This is a genomic window from Sandaracinomonas limnophila, from assembly GCF_004005965.1.
Classification (GTDB): Bacteria; Bacteroidota; Bacteroidia; order Cytophagales; family Spirosomataceae; genus Sandaracinomonas; species Sandaracinomonas limnophila.
Map to the genome: position 1 here is coordinate 257948 of NZ_SACY01000004.1, position 17663 is coordinate 275610.

The 17663-nt window shown below is 37.3% G+C and carries 13 protein-coding genes; 7 read left to right on the top strand and 6 right to left on the bottom strand.

The window, feature by feature from the left end; genetic code table 11:
- Both EOJ36_RS09900 and EOJ36_RS09905 read left to right on the top strand, forming a co-directional pair.
- The gene (locus EOJ36_RS09900; RefSeq protein ID WP_127804892.1) at positions 1 to 702 is read left to right on the top strand and encodes a tetratricopeptide repeat protein; all 702 of its coding nucleotides are present in this window, start codon (positions 1 to 3) and stop codon (positions 700 to 702) included.
- Positions 702 to 2186: a GH3 auxin-responsive promoter family protein gene (locus tag EOJ36_RS09905; protein WP_127804895.1), complete on the top strand. Its 1485-nt coding sequence runs from the start codon at positions 702 to 704 to the stop codon at positions 2184 to 2186. Before EOJ36_RS09900 ends, EOJ36_RS09905 begins: the two co-directional genes overlap by 1 nt.
- Here EOJ36_RS09905 and EOJ36_RS09910 read toward each other — a convergent pair.
- A complete protein-coding gene (locus EOJ36_RS09910; RefSeq protein WP_164847891.1) occupies positions 2173 to 3243 on the bottom strand; it encodes a helix-turn-helix domain-containing protein in 1071 nt (356 codons plus the stop codon). The two genes, EOJ36_RS09905 and EOJ36_RS09910, sit on opposite strands and share 14 nt — an antisense overlap.
- A 255-nt stretch (positions 3244 to 3498) precedes the next feature.
- On the opposite strand from EOJ36_RS09910, the gene EOJ36_RS09915 reads away from it, so the two are divergent.
- Together EOJ36_RS09915 and EOJ36_RS09920 are read left to right on the top strand one after the other, a co-directional pair.
- Positions 3499 to 7743, top strand: a complete 4245-nt coding sequence (locus EOJ36_RS09915) for an Ig-like domain-containing protein (protein WP_127804900.1) — start codon at positions 3499 to 3501, stop codon at positions 7741 to 7743.
- 85 nt (positions 7744 to 7828) lie between these two features.
- Positions 7829 to 8833 (top strand): PorP/SprF family type IX secretion system membrane protein, encoded by a 1005-nt coding sequence (locus EOJ36_RS09920; RefSeq protein ID WP_127804903.1) that lies wholly within the window; start codon positions 7829 to 7831, stop codon positions 8831 to 8833.
- On the opposite strand, the gene EOJ36_RS09925 is transcribed toward EOJ36_RS09920, so the two are convergent.
- Genes EOJ36_RS09925 through EOJ36_RS09945 form a run of 5 tightly spaced genes read right to left on the bottom strand, consistent with a single transcriptional unit; the run spans position 8804 to position 15940 of the window.
- A complete protein-coding gene (locus EOJ36_RS09925) occupies positions 8804 to 9607 on the bottom strand; it encodes a 1-acyl-sn-glycerol-3-phosphate acyltransferase (RefSeq protein ID WP_127804905.1) in 804 nt (267 codons plus the stop codon). The two genes, EOJ36_RS09920 and EOJ36_RS09925, sit on opposite strands and share 30 nt — an antisense overlap.
- 1 nt (position 9608) lies before the next feature.
- Positions 9609 to 11345: an OmpA family protein gene (locus tag EOJ36_RS09930; RefSeq protein WP_127804907.1), complete on the bottom strand. Its 1737-nt coding sequence runs from the start codon at positions 11343 to 11345 to the stop codon at positions 9609 to 9611.
- Positions 11346 to 11356: 11 nt separating this feature from the next.
- Positions 11357 to 11938, bottom strand: coding sequence for an LOG family protein (locus tag EOJ36_RS09935; RefSeq protein ID WP_127804909.1), 582 nt, complete (start codon positions 11936 to 11938; stop codon positions 11357 to 11359).
- A gap of 1 nt (position 11939) precedes the next feature.
- Positions 11940 to 12821 (bottom strand): TIGR01777 family oxidoreductase, encoded by an 882-nt coding sequence (locus tag EOJ36_RS09940; RefSeq protein ID WP_127804911.1) that lies wholly within the window; start codon positions 12819 to 12821, stop codon positions 11940 to 11942.
- Positions 12821 to 15940, bottom strand: a complete 3120-nt coding sequence (locus tag EOJ36_RS09945) for a glycoside hydrolase family 3 N-terminal domain-containing protein (protein WP_127804913.1) — start codon at positions 15938 to 15940, stop codon at positions 12821 to 12823. Before EOJ36_RS09945 ends, EOJ36_RS09940 begins: the two co-directional genes overlap by 1 nt.
- A 199-nt stretch (positions 15941 to 16139) precedes the next feature.
- Between EOJ36_RS09945 and EOJ36_RS09950 the strand changes: the two genes are divergently transcribed.
- The 3 genes from EOJ36_RS09950 to EOJ36_RS09960 all read left to right on the top strand — a co-directional run bounded on the left by EOJ36_RS09950 (position 16140) and on the right by EOJ36_RS09960 (position 17596).
- Entirely contained in the window at positions 16140 to 16346 is a 207-nt protein-coding gene (locus EOJ36_RS09950) for a helix-turn-helix transcriptional regulator (protein WP_127804915.1), read from the top strand.
- A 667-nt stretch (positions 16347 to 17013) separates the two neighbouring features.
- Positions 17014 to 17298, top strand: coding sequence for a type II toxin-antitoxin system RelE/ParE family toxin (locus EOJ36_RS09955; RefSeq protein WP_127804917.1), 285 nt, complete (start codon positions 17014 to 17016; stop codon positions 17296 to 17298).
- A gap of 7 nt (positions 17299 to 17305) precedes the next feature.
- Positions 17306 to 17596: a HigA family addiction module antitoxin gene (locus EOJ36_RS09960; protein ID WP_127804919.1), complete on the top strand. Its 291-nt coding sequence runs from the start codon at positions 17306 to 17308 to the stop codon at positions 17594 to 17596.
- Positions 17597 to 17663 lie beyond the last annotated feature (67 nt).

Consider the following 17663-nt stretch of genomic DNA (forward strand, 5'->3'; position numbering starts at 1 on the left):
GTGAAGAAAATTATTGTTTTTTTATTGTTTTTAAGCTCTTTTCAAGCATTTTCCTATACAAATGGAATAGATTCTGTCATACGAGAACAAAAGTACCAGGCACTTTTTGGGCAGAAAGCCTTGGGACAAAAGGATCAAAAAGACCTTCAATTGTTTTTAAAATCTTGTGATGATAGTTTTTCTTCTCGACAAGAAGCAGCGAAATTTTTTGCTGAAAAAGGTTGGGAATACTTAGGAGAAGGGAAATTAGATACGGCAGCCTTTCGATTCAATTACGTAAATGCCTTAGATGCAAACAGTGTTGAAGCCTATTGGGGCTTGGGAGTGATTTCATTCAATCGAAAAGACAATGAATTGGCCATTAAATTATTGGAAAAGGGCCTTTCTTTGGATTCAACGCAAAGTAATTTACGAGTTGATTTAGCCACTGTTAAATTGAGTTGTTACCAAAATCAACAAGCTTGCGGTGATTTGAAAGAGGTGGAAGAGTTGTTAGCAAAAAGTTTACATCAAGATGCAAACAATGCCAATGCCTGGATGAAACGCTGCCAGGTCGCTTATTATTCTGGTAAAATTGAAGATGCTTGGACCTATTTTCACCAATGCCGACAATTGGATATTTTACAATTGGACATTAATTTCTCACAATTTTTGTTAGAAAAAATGCCCGATCCTAAAGGCTTTTTTAAACTCAAAGAATAATGGGAATTCGCTCTTTTGTGGCAAGTATTTGGGCAAAAAAGCTCGTTAAAAAATACCGCAAAAGCCATTTGAATGCTTTTGAAAGTCAGGATTTTTGGATGAAGTCTAATGTTAAAATGGCTGAAAAAACCTTAATTGGCAAGACTTATGCATTTGATAAAATCCAAAATTATTTAGACTTTAAATCTCAAGTTCCCATTTGCGAATATGAGGATTTCAAACCCTATTTGGAAGAAGCTTTAGCAGGGGCTTCGGATATTTTTTGGCCGGGTCGACCCGCCTATTTTGCCAAAACTTCAGGTACAACTTCTGGGGTAAAATACATTCCTATTAGCAAAGAATCCATGCCCTATCACATTGCAGGGGCAAGAGATGCGCTTTTACATTATGTGTTTTATAGTGGAAATTCTGCTTTTTTGGATCGAAAATTAATTTTTCTTTCGGGGAGTCCAGAGATGGAAGAGAAAAAAGGAGTTAAAATTGGGCGTTTATCTGGTATTGTAAATCATCATGTACCCTCTTATTTGCGCAGTAATCAATTGCCTAGTTATCCGACAAATTGTTTGGAAGATTGGGAAAGCAAATTAGATGCAATAGTAGAGGAAACGAAAGACCAAGATATGGGATTGATTTCGGGCATTCCGCCATGGGTTCAAATGTATTTTGATCGTTTAAGTGCTAAAAGTGGCCAAAAAATTGGTGATTTATTTCCTAATTTTCAAGTTTTTGTGACTGGCGGGGTTAATTTTGAACCTTATCGGGAGAAATTAATGGAATCTATTGGCAAGTCAATGGATGTTGTAGAAACCTACCCTGCTTCTGAAGGGTTTATTGCTTTTCAGGATTCTTCAGGAGAAGAAGGTCTGTTGTTGTTGATAGATGCTGGGATTTTTTACGAGTTTGTGCCTACTGATACCTATTTTTCTGCGAATCCTACTCGTTTGAGTCTTACAGAGGTGGAACTCGGAGTTAATTATGCAATTTTATTGACTACCAATGCCGGACTTTGGGCCTATTCTATTGGAGATACGGTTAAATTTGTTTCTAAAGAGCCCTATCGAATTGTTGTAACAGGTCGAATTAAACACTTTATTTCAGCCTTTGGTGAGCATGTTATTGGGGAAGAGGTAGAAAAGGCCATGAATGCAGCTTTAAAGGCTTTTCCTGAGGTGAAAGTCACAGAGTTTACAGTTGCACCAGAAGTGAATCCAATGGGCGGAAAATTACCTTACCACGAGTGGTTTATCGAATTTGATCAAGATCCAGCAGATTTAAAAGCCTTTCAGGCTTATTTAGACCAACAAATGCAAGGCTTGAATATTTATTACAAGGATTTATTGGCGGGCAATATTTTGCAGGAATTACAGATTAGAAAGGTACCTGTAAATGGGTTTATTCAGTTAATGAAAAGTCAAGGCAAATTAGGTGGGCAAAATAAAGTTCCACGGTTGTCTAATGACCGAAATTTGGTTAGTTGTTTTTAGTTTTTTCTGCCTTTAGGCTTTGTAAATATTGGGAAGGGGTTAATCCCGACAATAATTTAAATGTAGAGTAAAAATTAGCTCTATTAGAAAATCCCGCCATTGTTCCTATACCATCAATAGAAGTGGTTTGTGTTAATCCAGACTTTATAAGATCCTTTGCATAGTTAATTCTATATTCTGAACGTAGTTCTGTGAACTTCTTTTTTAGAATATATTTCATGCTAATTTTTAATTCTTCTTCCGACAAGTCTAGGGCTTTTTGTAAATCATGAAATTCGAAATCTGGATTTAAAAAAGGCTTGTTTTCTTCAAAGAAACGCACAATTTCCGTTGCGATTTGTTTATTTTCATCTGTTTCAAAAGACAAATTAAACTCGTCGGATTTCGGTTCTGTTTTAGGTCTTATGAATTTATGTTTGCCATAGAGTATTTCTGGAAATTTGATTAAAATGGCAACAGGGATGCTTAAAAAGTATATTTCAGTAAGGATTTTGATGGGTAGGTAGTTGAAAGTCGTCTGTAGATTTGTACTTTCTACAGCGAGTAGAAATAAAAATATAAAATAAAATGAGATTAAACTCAGAGAAATAAGGAAAAACAAAATCCATTGAATTTGATGGGATCTATTTTGTTTGGTGGCTTTTAGGAAATAAATTAATGTTCCTGCACTGTATGCAAAACCATGGATAGGTCTTATCAGGAAGGCAAATTTTTGGGAATAAAAATATCCAAAATGATTCAAATTATGGATGTAATTCAGGTTGTGAATGACATGATTTGCAAAATCTAACTTTTGGCTAAAAGGGATAAAATAATATTTAGAAAACGAAATAAGGTGTATTAAAGCAGGTAAACTGTGTAATAAATCTGTCCAATAAAAAGTAGACTTGTTATTTTCTAGTACACTCCTTACATAGAAAAAAGTGAAAGGTCCGATTAAAAACCAAAGGGGAGAAAAGTGTCCATAAAATATGGCAATCAATAGGGGATCTTCTCCGTAAAATAAATAATGATAGGTTAAAGAGAAGGTTGAAAAGAATAAAAAAATGCTGCTCAAGTAAATGATTGAGCGATTTTCCCTGAAATTGTACATCAGGGCAATTAATGCAAAAAGTATAATTAATAGAGATACAAATAAAAACATAGAAACGGATAACTAGCTCTAAATTACAAATTTTTTACAAAGTTTAAAAATGTTTTTTTTAGTCTAAAATTTTTTTTCATACCAAAAAGATGTAAAAAAGTTTACATTTCACATATTTCTTAAATTAATTTTGGGCAACAATATTATTTGTGTTCTAAATTAATTTTTATGGTTCGTCTCAAGACTACTAAGTTCTTTAGGGGTAGATTATACCTGCTATTGATTCTATTTTTTCCATTTTTTGCTGAAGTAAAAGCTGATGTTTCCTGGAGTTTTAACACCTTATATGGTGGTACAGGAACGTCATACACCAGAAGTACAAATACAATTTCTGGTATTACACCAATAACCGGCAGTAATTTTAAATTTACTCAAACGGGTGTAACACAATTTACTGGGGGAAACTCTGTTGAAGGTATTTTATCATATATTGATGGGAGTAATAATCTTCAATCTCTTTATGTTTCCTTGGACCGTCGTGATAAAACTAGTGGTCCAGCACCTAATTCACTATCATTTTATGGTGTTTCCTTTACTAGTAGTAGTTATGCAACACTTACAGGAAATTCATTTTTACTAGTTGTGGCTGGTAAGGAAAGTAATTATAACACGGCGGATAATGTTCCAACATCTTCTGACCCAATAGATAATGCATTAAATGATTTAATAAATTTAGCTCCTTCCATTTCTATAACGAGTAGTTTGAGCGCATTTTCTACCTGTCAAGGTACAGCTTCTGCATCGCAAAGCTTTACTGTTTCTGGGGCTCATTTATCAGCTAATTTAGTAGTTACTGCCCCTACTGGATATGAGGTTTCTTGGAGTTCAGGAAGTGGATACGGAAGTTCTATTTCAGTAAGTCCTACTTCTGGAACAGTAAGTTCTAGGTCAGTTTATGTTCGATTAAAAGGAACGAGTGCTGGAGCGATTAGTGGAAATGTGGTAGTTTCTTCAACTGGTGCATCAACAACTAATATAGCAGTTTCTGGTACGGTCACTGCATCTCCTACAATTACAAGCTCAGCAGGAGCTAGTAGAACAGGAACAGGAACAGTAGATTTAACTGCCACTGCAAGTGCGGGAACGTTGTATTGGTATGCAACTTCTAGCAGTACTACTGCATTGGGAGCAACCGGTTCACCTTGGACAACCCCAACTATTTCAAATACAACAACTTATTACGTAGAAGCACAAAGTGCTGGTTGTAAAAGTACAAGAACAGCGGTAATTGCTACTGTTTCAGGTTCTGCAACTATTTCACTTTCAGAGTCATTAACTGGGTTTACTGCTTGTCAAAGTACAGCATCTGCATCACAGTCTTTTACGGTTTCAGGTTCTACCTTGACTGCCAACATGGTGCTGACCGCCCCAACAGGATTTGAAATTTCGACTGATAATTCAACATTCCAAAGCACATTAACCTTAAATCAGTCTGGTGGAGCGGTTGCTTCAACAACTATTTATGTGAGAATGGCGTCTTTATCTGCTAGTCCAACAACTGCAGATTTAACGATTACCTCTACTGGAGCAGCAGATCAAACAATTACTCTTTCGGGAACAGTTACCCCAACTCCCACAATAACAGGAGTTACAAATGATTCTCGTTGTGGGGATGGTACTGTAAATTTAGGGGCTTCAGTAAGTGCTGGGGTTGTTAAATGGTATGCCACTGAAACTAGTGTAACCGTTTTAAGTACGGGAACTACTTATTCTCCATCTATTACAGGGACAACTACTTTTTGGGTAGAGGCACTAGATGGAACCTGCATTAGTACAAGTAGAACCTCTGTAACTGCAACTAAAAATGCAGTACCAACCATTTCAGGTACCAATCCTGGATCCGTTTGCGGAAACGGAACAGTTACCTTATCTGCAACAGTTAGTTCAGGATCAGCTAAATGGTATGATGCATCTACTGGAGGTACCTTATTGGCAACAGGAAGTACCTATTCTCCATCAATTACTGCTACAACCTCTTATTGGGTAGAAGCTTTAGATGGGTCATGTACAAGTGCAAGCAGAACAGAGGTAATTGCAACTAAAAAATCTGTTCCTACAGTAACCGTTTCTCCCGCAAGTACAACATCTTATCCTGGACAATCGGTAACATTAACAGCTTCTGGAGCATCAACCTATGCTTGGTCACCATCAACTGAATTAAGTGCAACAACTGGTGCATCTGTTATAGCATCACCTACTGCAAGTCGCGTTTATACAGTAACAGGTACGGCAGCAAATGGTTGTACAGCAACAGCAACGGCATCTATTACATTTAATGATGATACGGATGGCGATGGAGTTCCAGACGCACAAGAAATCCTTGACGGAACGGATCCAAATGATCCTTGTAGTTACAAGCCAGCTTCTCAAGTAATTGCTAATGTTACAACCGCTTGGCAAAATTTAGATTGCGACGGTGATGGCACACCAAATAGTACAGACCCAGAGCCATTAAACTTCTGTGTTGGTGGTACTGGAGTTATTCCGGCCTTAGGTTCAGATGCTTATAATAATTTCTTTAAAAATGGAGATTGTGACGGGGATGGAATTTCAAATCATATGGAAACCAATACTTCGGGACTTCCTTTAGATTTTGATGGTGATGGTGTTCCAAATTACTTGGACGGAGATTCTGACAATGATGGAATTCCAGATGCAGTTGAAAAGAATAGAGATTCTGATGGAGACGGTTGGGCAGATTACCAAGACCTTGACTCCGATAACGATGGAATTGCTGATAAAGTTGAAGCAGGCCCAGCTCCAACAAACCCAATTGATTCTGATGGTGATGGAATCCAAGATTATTTGGATTTAGATTCTGATGCAGATGGAATATCTGATGCAGCTGAAGCAATAGATGTATTTGCTGCAAATCGTGATGATAATTTTGACGGAAGAATAGATAAAAAAGGCGTATTCATTGATGCAAATAACAATGGATGGGCGGACATTTCAGAAGGGGATTCTCCAGTTGATACCGAAAATGATAAAATTCCTGATTATTTAGATTTGGATTCTGACGATGATTGTATCCCTGATTATGTTGAATTAACAAGAGATATCGATGGAGATAATAGACCAAACTACAGAGATAAAGATAGTGATGGTGATGGAATCCCAGATATGGCTGAAGCAGGTAGTTGTTCTCATCCATTTGATACCGACAAGGATGGCGCTCCAGATTATTTAGATTTAGATTCTGATAATGATGGTATTCCTGATTCTGTTGAAAAAGGAGCAGATGGCAATAATCCAGTAGATACTGATAAAGACGGAACCCCAGACTTTAGAGATTTAGATTCTGACAACGACGGCATCCCAGATACAGTTGAAAAAGGAGCAGATGGTAATAATCCGGTAGATACTGATAAAGACGGCACTCCAGATTATCGCGATTTAGATTCTGACAACGACGGTATCCCAGATACTGTTGAAAAAGGAGCAGATGGCAATAATCCAGTAGATACAGACAAAGACGGCACTCCAGATTATCGCGATTTAGATTCTGACAACGACGGTATCCCAGATACTGTTGAAAAAGGAGCAGATGGCAATAATCCAGTAGATACGGATAAAGATGGCACTCCAGATTATCGCGATTTAGATTCAGATAACGATGGTATTCCAGATAAGGTAGAAAAAGGAGCAGATGGCAATAATCCGGTAGATACTGACAAAGATGGTACTCCAGATTATCGTGATCTAGATTCAGACAATGACGGTATTCCTGATACATTTGAGAAGGGATCTGATGGTAATAATCCAGTAGATACTGACAAAGATGGCACCCCAGATTATCGTGATTTAGATTCAGAGAATGACGGTATACCAGATTCCATTGAAAAAGGTCCAAATGGAAATAGTCCTGTGGATACAGATAATGATGGTACTCCAGATTTTAGAGATTTGGATTCAGATAATGATACTTTACCTGATACTCTAGAAAAAGGTCCGAATGGAAACGCGCCACTTGATACTGATAAGGATGGTATCCCTGACTATCGTGAATTAGACTCTGATAATGATGGTATATCTGATAAAAATGAAGACAGCTTAGATTATGGAAATTTGCCAGATTGTGATAATGATGGTATTCCAAATAGATTAGATGCAGATGTTTGTGAGGTATTTACTACCCAAGGAATCTCTCCAAATGGAGATGGAAAGAATGATAAATTAATCATTCCTGGAGTCTTAAGTTACAACAACAGATTAACAGTTTTCAATCGTTGGGGTAATGTGGTTTATGAACAAGATAATTATAAAAATAATTGGGGAGGAGAAACCAACAATGGCTATCGACCACTTGAAGGAGATGGTTTGTTACCAGACGGAACCTATTATTACGTAATTGATTTCTTAGGGGCAAAACCAAATATCGGAAGCTTTATATTTATTAATAGAACGCATTAAAATTTGAAATGTAGAATCGAGGAATCTAAGAATTGAGGAAATTCTTAGATTCTTAGGTTCCTAAATTCCTAAACTAAAAAAAGTCATGACTTTACATACATTGAGAGTAGAAAAGGTGAGTATATGGAAAAAGGGTCGTTTGGCCCTGGCTCCATTATTTATCCTGTTGTTGATCAATTTTGCTGCTTTCGCACAAATTGAAACAATGTTAGGTTTATATCGTTATAATCCACAATGGATTAATCCAGCCTATGTGGGGATTAATGGACAAAATGATATAACGCTTGTCCACAGAACTCAGTGGGTTGGCATTGAGGGCGCTCCTAAAACAACTGGTTTTAATTCTTCATTTGTTTGGGGCGAAAATAAAGGTTTTGGTGCTTCAGCTTTAGTAGACCAAGCAGGCCCGGTAAAAATATCCGTGTTTAATGCAGATTTTGCCTATCATGCAAAATTAAACGAAAATTGGATGTTTTCGGGTTCTATTAGAGGAAGTTTAGGTAATGTTAATTTAGAATTAGCAGGGTTGAAATTAACCGATGGAACAGATTCTTATTTTTTAACCAATAGAAGTACTGGGGTAACTCCAAACCTAGGTTGGGGCTTGTTATTTTCTAAAAATAAGGATGGCTTGTTTTTCTCTCTTTCTCAAGCACGTTTAGCTAAATATAACTTTGGCGACTTAAATGGTACTTTCAAAGATGTTCCCTATTTCTATTTCATGACAGGAACCAAAATTCCAATGGGAGGAAAAGTTACCAATAGTGATGGTAAATCTGTGAATCGCTTTACGCTTTATCCAAGTTTATTATTCAGGATTGCGCATGATGTTCCTTTGAGTACAGATCTAAATTTAAATGGAAATTTCCGCGAAAAATTAGATTTGGGTGTAAGTATTCGTCAAGGAGATAGCTTTGGTATACGTTTGGGGGTACAAGCTACTAAAAAATTGTATGTAGGGTATTTGTTTGAAATGCCAACTTCTGCTATTAAAAGCGTAAGTACACAATCTCATGAAATTGCTTTGAGAATGTCTTTTCTTCCGAAAGCAAAATCTAATTCAAATGAGGTAAAAAGTAACGAAAAATAAGGCAATTGCTAGTATTGGAAAAGTAAAAAATAATACAGCAAATAGAACGGAATCGTAAAAAACGGTTCCGTTTGTTTTTTTAGAGACATACCTCTTTACAAGCAAATAATAGGGATAAAAAAACCACTTTAAAACGCCATGGCTTCTTTTTTGATTTGGTAGTCGAAATAATCCCTTTTCCATTATTTCTCGAACCTTTTCATTAAAAATCAAGCGATCTTTTGCAGAATTAATAATAGGAATTTTGGCTAATCGTTGAAATACGATTAAAACATTTTTTGAGATGCTGTGGAAGTCCTGATAGGATAGTGTTACCACTTGAATTTCAAACTGTTTATGTCTTTCTTGTAATAATTCAACAATTCTTGCAGTTCCTTTTTTATAGGGTAACAGGTGATGTGTATTTAGGCAAAGGCCTTCTATAAAAATTAATACAGCCCCGCCTTTTTCTATGATGTTTACAGCACCTTCAAAAGTATCTTGATTCTTATGTAAGTGTTCTTTCCCTTCCCTTTGTCTAAAAATGGGAATCATTCCAATGGAACGTAATAAATAGCCATACAAGGGCTTTCTAAAAACATCTCCCCGAGCCAAATAATGTAATTTTCTGTCAAAAATCGACCCAATCAAAATGGCATCTAAAAAGGAATTGGGGTGATTTGCAACAATTAGTAAGGGGCCTTTTTTTTGCGTCATTTCCTCATTAATTATCCGGATCTCCTTGAAAAAAATGGAAAGGGCAATTCGGATAAAAAATCTGAGGATTGGTATCATGTTATAATATCACAAATTCTACTCGTCGGTTAGCTGCACGGCCTTCTTCTGTATCATTGCTTTCTTTAGGTTTGGTTTTACCGTATCCTTTCGATTTGATACGATTTCCATCAATGCCTGCATTCAATAAATAATCGCGAACGGCATTTGCCCTATCTAATGATAATTTATTGTTGAATTCATCTGTACCTGTGTTGTCTGTATGTCCACTGATTTCAATAGCCAAGGTTTTGTTTTCATTCATTACACTCACAATTCGTTTCAATTCAGGCTCCGATTCTGGAGTTAAAGTTGCCTTGTTTAACTCAAAGAATAAGTTGTTGATTGTTACTGTACTTCCTTTCGCAATAGGTGCCATTACCAAATCTCTCTCGTCTAATTCTAAATATCGTCCTCTCAATTTGCTTAAATCCAAATTGATGGAACTGGGCAACATTCCTTTCGCTTTTGCTGTTATGCCGTAATTGATGCCATAGGGAAGTACCAATTTGTATTGACCTGTATTGGGATCTGGTGTGGCAATACCAATGGTTTTACCCGTTTTTAGATCTTCGTAGGTAATGGCAGCACCTTCTGGTACTTTACCTGTTTGCGTATTTTTAACCTTTCCGGATATCAATACCACCGGTTCTGAGCTTTCAGAACTGCCCAAACGCTTGTCTCCTTGAATATTTCCTTGCACAACCAGGGCATCATCGGGGCTTCGAGTCCCCTCGCTTCGCTCGGCCTCAGCCCCCGCTTTCGTTTTTGCTAGGTCACTACCATTTTTTGCATTTATATCAGAAACCTGATCTTTTGAAGCAGAATTATTGCCGCTAGAGCTCGACATTGCCTCGCTGTCTTCGTTTTTAGGGACAAGGTATCGAAATATATCTTTTTTCCCTAAACTACCCTTAGACGAAAGGAAATAGGCAAAATCACCCTTGGCAGGTAAAGTATAATATCCATCAAAATCTTCCGTGTTTATTGGGGCACCTAAATTGACTGGCGCACGCCAATTCGACCAATCATCTTTTCCTATGCGTTTGGCTACATAGATATCAGAACTTCCCAATCCGCCAGGACGATCCGAAGAGAAATACAATGTTCTCCCATCTGCGGCTAAAAAGGGCGTGGTTTCAGAAAATTCAGTATTGATTTTACTCCCCATATTTTGAGGTTTCGACCATTCGCCATCGTTTAAGAAACTAATGTACAAATCGTCTTTGTCGCTATTTCGTTTTTCGGAAAATGCCATTAATAAAATTTTGCCATCCATGCTCAAAAAGGCCGTTTCATTTTTGCCTTTGTTCATTTTTTCATAGGAAGGAATATTCAACTTTTCGGGGATAGACCAGCCATTAGCGGTTTTTTTGGCTATAGAGAATCCTCTCGATTGGTATTGTCCATTTACATATGCTCCTTTAACCAAAATGGTTTGTCCGTCGGGAGAAATGGATAAAATAGTATTATATTGGTCGCGATTTAGGATATCTGACATTCTGCGCGCGGGAGTCCAAACACCGCCATTATTTTCAGAATACCAAATATCTTGTGACCCTGCAATGGTTTCAGATCCGATGGCTCCAAATTTATTGGAAGGGTGATTTTTACGGGTAAAGTATAGGGTTTTGCCGTCGGGTGCCATAACGGGGTGTAATTCTAAATATTCAGAATTTACAGCGGCACCTAAATTTTCAGGCTTTTGTTGTGCCAATAAGGGTGTGGTTAAGCATAAAAAAAGTAGTAGCTTTTTCATTTAAATTTTTTTTAGCCTCTGTAAATCCACTTTTTCTCCATCTTTTCTGGCTCATATTGCATGACCCAATCCACCATAGATTCCGGATCATTTTCGATATGTAGTGCAGAGAGGTTTCTTTCTTTCAAAAACCCTTCCTTAATCATGTGATTCATTTGGGCAATTAAATGGTCGTAATATCCATTGATATTTAATAATCCCACAGGCATTTGGTGCAAATCTAATTGTTTCCATGTTAAGATTTCAAAAAGCTCATCCATTGATCCCCAACCACCAGGTAAGGTTAAAACGCCATCAGCCAATTCCGCCATTTTTTGCTTTCTCTCGTGCATGGATTCTGTGACAATACATTCTTGAATGCCTTTATGTTTAACCTCCCATGGTTCCATGAAAGAGGGGATGATTCCGATGCACTTTCCACCTAAACGAATGTATTCATCTGCTAAAATACCCATCAAGCCTACACTTCCTGCACCAAAAATAATGGTGGCCTCTTGTTTTTTTAAGGCTGAGGCAAGTTTTTTAACCTCTTGTTCATATATCGGGTCAAATCCCGCAGATGAACCACAATACACTAATATATTTTTCGACATCTTAAATTAATTCGTTTACTGCTCGTTCAAAATCGGGAAATTTAAATTTGATACCCGAGTCCTTTAAAAATTTATCGCAAGTTACTTTATTACTTCCTAAAACTAAACAGGCCATTTCTCCTAAAACTAATTTTAACACAAATTTGGGAACAGCTGGCATGAAAAAGGGAAACTTCCCTTTAAGGGCAATTTGTTTCGCCATTTCTACTTGTCGGATTGGATTGGGTGCTACTAAATTATACGTTCCACGTAGGTTTTTATTGTTGAGAGTCAATAAAATGGCTTCACAAACATCTTTTATATGGATCCACGACTGCCATTGTTTTCCACTGCCCAAGGCACTGCCAAGACCGAATCTGATGGGAGTAAAAATGGATTTGAAAACACCTCCGTTTTTGTCTAAAACAAGTCCCAAGCGGAAAACCACTTTTCTTATATTGGGAGACAAGGTACCATTTGCCGATTCCCAAACCTGTACGCATTCCGACAAAAAATCGTGGCCACTTGGTGAATTTTCATCACAAAGTTGTTCCCCTGTATCTGCCCCATAAAATCCGATGGCAGAGGCGGAAATGAATAATTGGACATGGTGTTGTTGCTCATTGAGGGCTTTGACTAACACTTCCGTGCCTTGCTTTCTTGATTGTATCAGTTCCTTTTTTCGTTGGGCTGTCCATCTGCTTTCCCCAATATTTTCTCCAGCTAAGTGAATAACTGCATCTATATTTTCAAATGCATTTTCCTGAATCCAATTTTCAGTGGGGTTCCATAAAACATCTCCCTTTGTTCTGGAAAGAACGAAGGTTTGATGGCCTGCATCTTGAAGAAATTTAGCTAAGGTTTTGCCAATAAATCCATTTCCTCCGCTGATTAATAGGTTCATTATAATCCTTTGTTTATGGCTTGGTAAATGACTTCGTTAATTCCTGTTCGGATGTTCAAATCGCTCAATTTGCTGTTATTTCGGGTTGGATAAACGCGGTTCGACATAAAAACATACACCAAATCGTGCACCGGATCTACCCAAGTATAGGTTCCTGTAAAACCACTGTGTCCGAAACTCTGTTCAGTGGCTGAAGCAGCAGCGGAGATGCCAGGTTTTTTGCGGTCAGGTTTATCAAATCCAACGCCACGTCGAGAATTTTCTTCTTTCGAAAATGGATAGGAGATCCAATAATTTAAGGTAGAAGGGTCAATGAATTGCGTGCCACCGTAATAGCCTTTTTGCAAGTACATTTGCATTAATTTAGCCAAATCATTTGCATTGCCAAAAAGTCCAGCGTGTCCAGAAATACCATCTAACAAGGCAGCGCCTTCGTCGTGGACTTTGCCATGAATCAAGGTTTTTCTAAACAAGGAGTCGTATTCTGTGGGCACAATTTGCGCTAAAGGAAAATGTTTTTCAGCTTGATATGTCAAAGTACTTGCACCTAATGGGGCGTAAAACGTCTTTTTCAAAAAATCTTCCCAAGATTTCCCTGTCATTTGGGGAGAGATTCCCGGTAATAGGTAGTAAGATAAATCCGAATAAACATACTCTTTTTTCTCACGAAGAGGGGAGTCTTTGATGGCCGTAAAGATTTTGTCTTTTATGGATTTATGTGCCCAAAGGGTTGGACTTACAGCCACAGGATATTCCTCAGACTGCGCATAAGATAGGGTTTGGGGCTTCCATCGAGTGATTTCGTTCTTAATATCCACACATTCATCCCATAATTTAGGTTGCTTGGCAATCCATTCTTTAATATGATTTTCTCCAGCATTTTTGCTAATGTATTTTTCCCAAACATTCATTCCAAACGATTGCTTTGCATATTTTGCTTGAAATTTTTTGCTGTGGACAATCATGTCTAGGCTGTCGATATAATCCATCCAAAATGGAATCCAAGCCTTCAATTTGGCTTGGTGCGTTAAAATATCTAAGTATTTTAAATCTGATTTATTCGAGTTTTTTAGTGTTGGAACCAACTCAGACCAGCCTTCGGTCAATTTAAATTTCCCCTCATCTTGCCATTTCATAAGGGCAGGTACTGAAGTTGAAATTTTGGTAATGGATGCTAAATCGTAAATTGCCGATTTAGATAAATTTTCTGTGCTTTCATAGGTTTGCTTACCATAAGCCTTGTGAAAAATTACTTTTCCTTCTTTCGCAACTAATACAACAATACCGGGCGTTGCTTTTTCTTTTAGGGCCAAATTTGCCAAAGAATCGATGTTTTTGGACAAATATAGTCTGTTGATACCTACTTCCTCAGGACTTCTTTGGTATTTCAATCGGCCCAGGCTATTAGTAATAAATCCTTGTCCAAATTTGTATTGATTGTTTAAGGTTACGGGAAATTTACCTTGGAAGGCTGTTCCTCCAAAGATAGCTTCAGCAACGACCTCCATTTGTGGGATACCTTCTTGGTAAGCTGTTACCAAAGCAGCAGCCTTGTGAAGGCTATCAAATTTGGTTAAGGTCATTGGATTGGCAAAATGAATGGCCACGGTTTTAGCATTGACAAATCGATCCACCAAGCTTTTTACTTGTGGTTTTAGGCTGTAGTTATTCGTAGGACGGATTGAAATTCCGTGAATTCCCATCAGTACCACATTGTATTTTTTCAAATTCTTTTCTGTTGCAAGAATCAAAGAATCGCTTGAAGTTTCGTCTAATACGAAATGATCCATTGCCATGTAATTTTCTGCAGTTTGTTGAAAGGCCGTTGGAAATTTATTGCCATAATTAGGTTTTCCAATTGCTAAAGTAGCTATTTTGAGCGTATCTAATTTTTGTAAGGGCAATAGGCCTGCCGGATTTTTAAGTAGTGTAATCGACTTTTCTGCCAATAGTTTATTCAAATTTTCTGCAGCAATAGGATTCAATTCGGGTACCAAGTTTGCCATTTGAATGGGCTGGTAATGGTCTAAGCCTGCCCAAACTTTAGCGTTTAAAATTCGGCCAACTCGGTGGTCCAATTCTTCTACTGATATCTCTTTGTTATCCAATGCCTTTTTGATGGCATTGAATGCCGCAGGAACATCTGTAAACGTTTCTAAAATGTCGTTCCCTGCTAAAAAGGCTTTTACATTTGCGGTTCCTTCAGGGAAGTTTTTTGTAGCTCCTTTCATGTCCATGGCATCGGTAAATACCAAGCCTCCAAAATGCAAATTATTTCGTAACAAGCCGGTTACAATCGGTTTTGAAAGCGTAGAGGCCAATTGAGCAGTACTATCTAAGGCAGGCAAATTTAAATGTCCCACCATGATGCCTTGTAAACCATTTTCAATTAATGCTCGATAGGGAAATAGCTCCAAGCTATCTAATCTGGGTCTTTTGTGTTCAATGGTTGGCAGGTCCAGATGTGAATCCGTACTGGTATCTCCGTGTCCGGGGAAGTGCTTGGCGGAAGTAATAATTCCTCCCTTTTGCAAACCACGCATGTAAGCAAGCGACTTTTGAGTAACTAAATCTCTGTTTTCACCAAAGGATCGGAAGTTTATGACCGGATTATTGGGATTGTTGTTGATGTCCACAACAGGCGCATAGTTGATATGAATGCCCATTCTTTTGCATTGTTGAGCAATTTGGTAGCCCATTTTTTCAATCAAAGCATCATCACCCTGAATGGCACCTAAGGTCATTTGGTAAGGATAGCGAACGGTTGAGTCTAAACGCATATTTAAACCCCATTCCAAATCCATTCCGATGAACATGGGTACTTTAGCAAATGATTGTAATTTGTTTACCAATAAAGCCTGTTGAGTAGGATTCCCTGCAAAAAATACGAGTCCGCCGATGTGGTAATCTTTCACAATAGAATACAAACGGGTGGTGTCATAGGTGGCATTGAAATTGGCCCGGGGCATTAACACTTGTCCAATTTTTTGTTCAAGCGATAATTTGGACAGTACAGAATCTACCCATTTTTGATTTTGATGCGGAAAAAGTGTTTGTTGGGCCTGTGTTTGTATCGCACAAAATATGCCGAACAAAAGAATTATTGCTTTCGTTTTCATGCCACTAAAATAGGAAATTTTTATGAGGACTTTGTCAGCTTTCTTTATTAGAAATTATTTTCGCTTGTCGACAACATTTTTACCATCTCAAAAATTCTTATAAGTAATTTTATTATTTTTCTAATAATAATCCTATATGATTGGAATTATATTACCGATTATTTAAATTTCTTAAGGTAAAAAACCAAAACTAACCACTATGAAAACGAAACAAATTTTTTCCACCGTCTTAATCAAAAACCGGCAAGGTTTGCGATTGACCCAGCAACAAGTGGCCTCGGCAGTCGGGGTCAGCCAAAGTGCCTACAATTATTGGGAATCTGGTAAACATTTCCCCAATGCCACCAAAATTTTTCAGCTTACACGTGTATTGAAAATTCCGATTGAAGAAATCAGTTCGATTTAGGAGTGAGGGGCTTTTAGGAGCCCCTTTTTTGATATAAGAATTGAGGAATATAAGAATAGGGGAATATAGGAATAGGAGAATATAGGAATTGGGGAATATAGGAATTGGGGAATATAGGAATTGGAGAATATAGGAATTGGGGAATATAAGAATTGGAGAATATGGGAATCGGGGAATATAGGAATTGGGGAATATGGGAATCGGGGAATATAGGAATTGGAGAATATAGGAATTGGGGAATATAGGAATTGGGGAATATAGGAATTGGGGAATATAGGAATTGGAGAATATAGGAATTGGGGAATATAGGAATTGGAGAATATAGGAATTGGGGAATATAGGAATTGGGGAATATAGGAATTGGGGAATATAGGAATTGGGGAATATAAGAATTGGGGAAGCATCCCGGAGGGATGCCACATCTATAGCATTTGGAGTTTGTTCCAATTAGCAGCACCCCAGCGGGGTCAAAAAGGGTGTTGACGGGAATTTATAAGCTATAGACATGCAATCCCTCTGGGATTGTTTTTCATATACGCCGGGTGCTTCGTTCCCCTCGCTTAGCTTGGCCTCAGCCACCTGTTTTAATTCTACAGGTCTAAAAGTTAAATTAATTATTATATAACAACAAGATTACTTATCTTTGGCGTTACTAACGAACCACGTTATGATACAATCATTTGGAGATAAAGAAACTGAGAAAATTTGGTCAGGAAGTTATTCAAAAAAACTACCCCTTGAAATTCAAGAAATTGCAAGGAGAAAGTTGAGAATGTTAAACAACTCTTGTTCTATGCAAGATTTAAAAATTCCACCTTCAAATAGATTAGAAAAATTAAAAGGGGGCTTAAGCAATTTTTATAGTATAAGGATAAATGATCAATGGAGAATTGTATTTATTTGGAAGAATAACCATTCGTTTGAAGTAACTATACTGGACTATCACAAATAAACTTGAAATGAAAAAGATAAAAAACATTACACCGGGTGAAATATTAATGGAAGAGTTTTTAAAGCCCTTAGAAATTTCACAATATAAGTTAGCTAAAGAATTACACATTCCACAGACTAGAATTTCTGAAATTATAAAAGGAAATAGAAGGATTTCTGCAGATACAGCATTGCGTTTAAGTCTTTATTTTGGAAATTCTCCAAAATTCTGGTTAGGCCTTCAAAATGATTATGATCTTGAAAATGAAATGTTACTTCATAAATTAGAAATTAAACAAATTTCCCCAATTTCAGTATAGAACTTAAGAAAAGTAGAACTTTAGAATTGGAGAAGCATCCCTGAGGGATGCCACATCCATAGCAAAA